This window comes from Halomonas sp. ATBC28 (assembly GCF_005937175.1).
GTDB lineage: Bacteria > Pseudomonadota > Gammaproteobacteria > Pseudomonadales > Halomonadaceae > Vreelandella > Vreelandella titanicae.
In genome coordinates, this window is the sequence record NZ_VCQL01000032.1 from 26,955 (window position 1) to 33,111 (window position 6,157).

The window sequence follows — 6,157 nt, forward strand, 5'->3', positions numbered from 1 at the left end:
GACCCAGCTTTATTGGCCTAGGTTTTATTGACCCAGGTTTTATTGGCCATAAATGCGGTAGTCGTCTTCTGCCAACTGCTGGCCCACGCGCTCGACTTCATCCAGCAGCCCCTGTACGCGGGCTTCGTCCATGCCGAAGTCATCGACGATCCACTCCTGCCAAGCGGGACGGGCAATTTCCGCCATCCGCTCACGCTCAGCGTCGGGCATCAGGTAGCACTCTTCAAAGCGTTCACAGGACTCCACCCAACTAGCGGTAGCCAGGGCACCCGACATACCGTGACTCAGTTGAATCGCTTCCCGTGCGGAGCTGATCACCGCCTGCTGATGCTCTTCGGGCAGCGACTGGTACCAGGACTCACTAACCACCCAGGGGGCGCTGTTATACACATGCCCGGTGAGCGTGGTGTAGTCAGTCACCGCATCGAAGTTGAAGGTGGTGTTGAGCACCGGCGCATTGAACTGGCCATCGGCAAGACCTGTTTCCAACGCGGTGATTAGCTCGCCCCAGGGCAACGGGGTGGCCGAAGCGCCTAGCGAGCGCATGATCGCCACGTGGGCGGGGTTCTCTTCGGTACGAATATTGAGGCCTTCTAAATCCTCGACGGTCTCAATCAAGCGCACGTTGTTAGTGAAGGCGACGAAGCCACCGCCATCGTCGAAGGTACCCAGGTAACGCATATCAGCGGCTTCGACGGTGCCGGACATAAAGTCGGCGAACCATTCACTATCAAAGAAGCTCCACGCCTGCCGCCAGTTGGTAAACAGGAACGGCGCCGTAACTACTTGGTAGTCTTCGTAGAAGGAGGACATCGCCCCGGCAGACATGATCGTCGACTGTAGCGTTCGTCCGCCCTGCACTTCCGAGCCGTTTTCTACTTCGGAGCCTAGCTGGCCGCCGCCGAAGATCGTGACCTCAAGATCCCCATCGGTTCTCGCTTCCACCAGGTTCTTGAAATGCACCAGCGCCGGATAGATTTCGTTATTGCTCATATCCTCTGGCAACTGCGTGGCGATCACCATTTCATAGGATTGCGCCTGGGCATTAGCACTTGCAACAGCCAAAGGTAGCGCCGCCAGGGCGGCGAAAAATACTGATTTTTTTGCGTTCATAACACACCTCGTTTTGTTTATTAGTCGGTCTTCGTTATGACTGGCGTTGCCACCTGATCGGTGACGATGTGGTGATTACTATTTTTGTTGTAAAAACCATATCTGTTGAAAAAACTATGTCTCCTGAAAAAGCTATGGTTATTCGGGAAGCGACTCCCACACTTCAATGGCAGCGGCCAGGTCTTCCAGCGAAGCCCCTACCGATTTGAATAGCGTGATGGCATCCGGTGCGGAGCGCCCCGATTTAGTCCCTGCTAGCACCTCAGCAAGCTCCGCCTGAATCTGGTCGAACTGGAATTCGCCCTCTTCAATGGCTTGCAGGATGTCGCCCGCCTCGCCTTTGGCACCGGCGTAGGTATCCACAAATACCTCTGAGCGACGCAGACACAGTGCATCGGTTTCGCGCATCTGTGGTCGAAACGCGCCGATCAGATCCAGGTGAGTGCCGGGCGTTAGCCACTCACCTTTAATCAGCGGCTGATTGGAGAGCGTTACGCAGCTAATGATGTCCGCCTCAGCGACAGCATCCGCTAATTCCTCCACCACATGGGTTTCGAAGCGTTCGGCGTACTCGTCGGCAATCGCCGCCGCTTTACTGGGATTGCGGCCCCAGATCAGCACACGTTTGATGGGGCGTACGCTGGCGTGGGCCTCGATCACCATGGGCGCCAACTTCCCCGTACCCACCACCAGCAGCGTTTCTGCGTTTTCATTGGCCAAGGCTTGAGCGGCCAGCGCGGAGGCTGCCGCCGTGCGACGCCGGGTTAGCTCGCTGCCATCGATACACGCCAGCGGCTGGCCGTGCTTGCCCTCGCTGAGCAAGTAGAGCCCAGAGATTGCCGGGATACCGTGATCGGCATTTTGCGGAAACACGTTGACCATTTTCACGCCGATGTAACCCGCCGCTTCCCAGGCGGGCATTAGCAGCATGGTGGCTTCGCCATCTGGCCGGTGCATCGCATGGTGATGGCGGGGAGGAGACTCCACGCCATTCACGAACGTTGTATGTAGCCGCTTGATCAAGCCATCCCACGCTAGGTGGCGAGTGACCTCTTCAGCAGAAACAACCCGCATATCAGGCCTCCGGCAGCGCGGCTACCACCATGATCTCCACTTTCCACTCGGGCTTGGCGAGCTGGGCTTCAAGCGCTGCACGCACAGGTGGGCGACCGGGCACGACCCAGGCGTCCCAGGCAGTGTTCATTTGGTCGAACTCCGCCATGCTGGTGACCCATATTTGCGCCGAAATCAAATGCTCTTTCGAGGTGCCCGCCTGGGCTAGCAGTTGATCGATACGCGCCAGCACCTGTTCGGTTTGGCCGCGCATATCCGCCGTGGCATCAGGAGGAACCTGACCTGCGAGGTAAACGGTGCCGTTGTGAATCGCCACTTGGCTCATACGTGCATTGCTGTCTTGATAGGTAACGCCCATGGTGTTGCTCCTTGAAAGCGGTGCTGCTGATATAAAGGGTCTTGATATAAGGGATTAGTCAAAGACTAAAGCGCTAGCAGGCAAATTACTTGCCCGAAGCTGAGATAGATTTGCCCGCAAGTCATGCAGGCAAGAAAATTTTATCACTAACGGTTCGGCGAGGGGCTAGCGGTCAGATGAGGGCCTAACGATCTGAAGAAGGGGAAAGCTCGAAATAACGCCGATAGGCGCGGGAAAAACTGCCTTGGTCGCGAAAGCCAACCAGCATGGCGATATGCCCCAGGCTGAGTGTGCTATGGCGAACCAAGGTGCGGGCATGCTCTAAGCGCCTGCGCTGTACATAGGCCAGCGGCGTTACGCCAGTCAGCTCGCGAAAGCAGGAGTGAAAGTGGCCTGGGCTCAAGGCACACAAAGCAGCTAACTGCTCCACGCGGATCTCATCGGCCAGGTGCTGATCCAACCAGGCATCCAAACGCGCAAGATCCAGGCGTTCGCTAATACAGTGTTGGCCCAACTGCCCAACCGCTGTGGAAGAGGTGTCATGCAGATACATGGTCAGCGCGCGTAACAGCAGAATCGCAATTTCGTTCTGTAGCGCGGGGCACTGTTCAAGCTGGTTCGCCAGGGCGTGGGTAAGCTGGTTTAATGCGGGGGGGACGCTGAAAAAACGCGGTTTATCGAAGAGGCGCTCAATCTCGCTGCCCTTCTCAAGCGAAGCCAATTGGGCAACGGGTATATCCAGAACTAAGGTACGGTTACTGCCATCGCCTTGGTACTCGTGGTGGCGCGATGAGGGAATCAGACACCCACGGCGGGCGGTCACCCGCTCCCCCTGACCTTCCATCGAAAGCTCTGTAACACCACAGGTAGCTAGAATAAGTTGATGGAAGTCGTGGGTATGGGCCACCTGCTCTTGGGCTAAATTGCGGCTATGCAGCTCAAAATGGGCCATGGTGGGGTACCGTCTGTACATCGAATGCTATTCCAGCACTATAAAACGGCTAAGCAACAAAAAGCGAGAGTGAAGCCAACTGTGGGCTAACGCTCTTCCCGGGAAGTGCACGGTATTTATCTAAGCGCGCTGGCTGTCATCCGCCAGTCATGGACTCAAGATAGCTTATTCGTAAGCTGCCACAAGAGTCAAAACAACATGCCACAGCGCCGACGCCCCTCTCTCAACTCTCCTCTCAGTGACCAGGAAGTCGCGGCCCTCACTCAATTAGCCAACGGCAATGCCCTACACCTACAGCGTAAAGCTGAACGCGAGGCGCAGGTAGCATCAGCTTTGACGCTGTTTCACTCAGCGGCGTCAACGGCCGAGAAGCCGTTGAGGGGTATGAAGATACTGATGATTTCGGATGTCTACTTCCCCCGCGTTAATGGTGTTTCCACCTCCATCGCCAGTTTTCGCAGTGCCCTTGAGCGTTTGGGGCACTCGGTCATGCTGATCTGCCCCGATTATCCTGTGGGCCAAGTGGACGAACCGGGCGTATTGCGCATCCGCTCGCGCCAGGTACCCGGCGACCCGGAGGATCGCATGATGCGCTACCGGGACTTGATCGCCCTGGCACCGCAGCTTGCCGCTGAAGCCTTTGACCTTATTCATGTCCACACCCCCTTTACCGCCCACTATGCCGGTGTAGCGCTGGGGCGTCGGCTTGGGCTTCCAGTGGTAGCGACCTACCACACCCTGTTTGAGGAGTATGTTCACCACTATATCCGTTGGCTTCCACGACGTTGGCTGAGGCTGGCCGCGCGTCGGCTTTCAGTGCGCCAGTGCCAGCAGCTCGACGCCTTGGTCGCTCCTTCACGAGCAATGCAGGAAGCCCTTACCCGCTACGGAGTGACCACGCCCTCCACGGTCATTCCCACCGGTTTGTCGCTGGAGTCGTTCTGCCACTCTCAGGGAGCCCAGGATGATAGCGACTTTCGTGCTCATTACGATCTACCTACAGATGCGCGCCTGCTGCTCTATGTAGGCCGCGCCGCCTTTGAGAAGAACATCGATTTTCTGATCGATATGCTGCCCAAGGTATTAGCCGAACACCCCAACACCCGGCTGATCATTACCGGCGAAGGCCCGGCCCATGACTCGCTTGTCCGGCGCGCCCAGGAAGTTGGCGTGGCAGAATCGGTGCTGTTCCTCGGCTATCTCAACCGCAGCGGCCCACTGCAAGCCGCCTACCGCGCCGCCGACGTGTTTGTATTTGCGTCACGCACGGAAACCCAGGGGCTGGTACTGCTGGAAGCAATGGCACTGGGCACACCGGTGGTTTCCACAGCCACGATGGGTACGCTGGATGTACTAAAAGAAGGAGAAGGCTGCCTGATCGCCGAGGATAACCATGACGACTTCGCCGCCAAGGTCAACCGTCTGCTAAGCGATGACACCCTGCGCCAACAGCTCGCCGAACGCGCCCAAGCCTACGCCGCTAGCTGGCACGAAGATGCCAAAAGTGCGGAACTCGCGAGTCTTTATCATCAGATCGCGGCTGAGCGTTTGGCTAGTGAGAGAAAGTAAGCGCCGAACTCTCCGCTGACACTTTGTTGACACTTTCGGGCACTTAGGAGGGAAAAGCTCAAATTGCAGACACAAAAAAGGCACCTAAGTGCCTGATTTTAAAGTTGGTGCCGGTGGCCAGACTCGAACTGGCACACCCGTAAAGGCGGCGGATTTTGAAGCCTTGGAGGATCAACTCACACCAGCTCACTGTATTGATTATAAAGGAATTTTAGCTCTCATAATGCTCGTTCTGGCTCGCTAAAGCTAAGTTATGCTGTCGCAATGTGGACACCTTCTTACATCAGGTTTGAAAACCATAGTTTTCGCAAACTGCTTTTCACTGTGACTAAAAATCAAGCATATCCTTTAGAGACCACATATCCCAAACAAATAAAAATTGTTCCTAGCACACTTATATAAATATTTCTTTTTACTTCTGAAGCCTCTTTCATTCTTTCTGACTCAGCTTCTAGATTTGCCAACTCTACCCTTATCTTAGTTTTGCTTTTTTCTATATTCTCTATCATCGGTATATCAAATTTATAAGTGCTTTCTTTATTCAATCCTTGCCATACAGTTTCGACTGAATTAATTATATAGCGAGAATGATGCCTTATCTCTTTATGAAACCCCCTTTCATCCTCAGGCAAATAAGAGTAACCATATACCATGCAAACATCTACAAGCCGCTCCCCTTTCGTAGCCAGCCTCACCTTTAATGAAGAAAAAAAGTCTGTCTTTTCTCTGATAATTTCAACGTATCGATTATAATCGCCTCTGCCTTTCTCCTTATATTCATCTCGCCTTTGTTTAAGCCGCGAGATTTCTTTTAAAATTGAACTATCGCGAGTGCTTTCATTAGTTCCGCTATTAACATAAAAAGCCATATTTGTGAATATATTATACCCGAAGCTATCATAGTTCCGCTTATATATATTCATCTCCTCCAACAACTCATCCTTTAAATGCTTATAAGTCTTAGGGAAGGTCTGAATAACTGCCGATATTCATCAACGCTTACTTGAGCCGACAAAAAATCGAAAATTCAGACACTCTTCTCCCTTTCTTTGTGTATTTTTGCTCCTTTCCCGCTCATTGAGCGGGAAAGG

The 6,157-nt window shown here is 54.1% G+C and carries 6 protein-coding genes and 1 tRNA gene; 1 reads left to right on the forward strand and 6 read right to left on the reverse strand.

Going from position 1 to position 6,157, the window contains the following annotated elements:
- Positions 1–39 precede the first annotated feature (39 nt).
- From dctP to E0L35_RS23600, 4 genes are all read right to left on the reverse strand, one after another.
- Positions 40–1,113, reverse strand: a complete 1,074-nt coding sequence (gene dctP, locus E0L35_RS23585) for a TRAP transporter substrate-binding protein DctP (protein WP_022520062.1) — start codon at positions 1,111–1,113, stop codon at positions 40–42.
- Between the two features lie 138 nt (positions 1,114–1,251).
- Entirely contained in the window at positions 1,252–2,187 is a 936-nt protein-coding gene (locus E0L35_RS23590) for an ornithine cyclodeaminase family protein (protein WP_138801584.1), read from the reverse strand.
- 1 nt (position 2,188) lies between these two features.
- Complete coding sequence (locus E0L35_RS23595) at positions 2,189–2,545, reverse strand: RidA family protein (RefSeq protein ID WP_138801585.1); 357 nt, start codon at positions 2,543–2,545, stop codon at positions 2,189–2,191.
- 184 nt (positions 2,546–2,729) lie between these two features.
- The gene (locus tag E0L35_RS23600) at positions 2,730–3,497 is read right to left on the reverse strand and encodes an AraC family transcriptional regulator (protein WP_027957418.1); all 768 of its coding nucleotides are present in this window, start codon (positions 3,495–3,497) and stop codon (positions 2,730–2,732) included.
- Between the two features lie 198 nt (positions 3,498–3,695).
- Here E0L35_RS23600 and E0L35_RS23605 point away from each other — a divergent pair, with 198 nt between their 5' ends.
- Entirely contained in the window at positions 3,696–5,066 is a 1,371-nt protein-coding gene (locus E0L35_RS23605) for a glycosyltransferase (protein ID WP_138801586.1), read from the forward strand.
- Positions 5,067–5,171: 105 nt separating this feature from the next.
- Here the strand turns inward: E0L35_RS23605 and E0L35_RS26365 are convergent.
- Both E0L35_RS26365 and E0L35_RS23610 read right to left on the reverse strand, forming a co-directional pair.
- A tRNA-OTHER gene (locus tag E0L35_RS26365) sits at positions 5,172–5,252 on the reverse strand.
- Positions 5,253–5,401: 149 nt separating this feature from the next.
- Positions 5,402–5,998 (reverse strand): hypothetical protein, encoded by a 597-nt coding sequence (locus tag E0L35_RS23610; protein ID WP_138801587.1) that lies wholly within the window; start codon positions 5,996–5,998, stop codon positions 5,402–5,404.
- Positions 5,999–6,157: the final 159 nt, after the last annotated feature.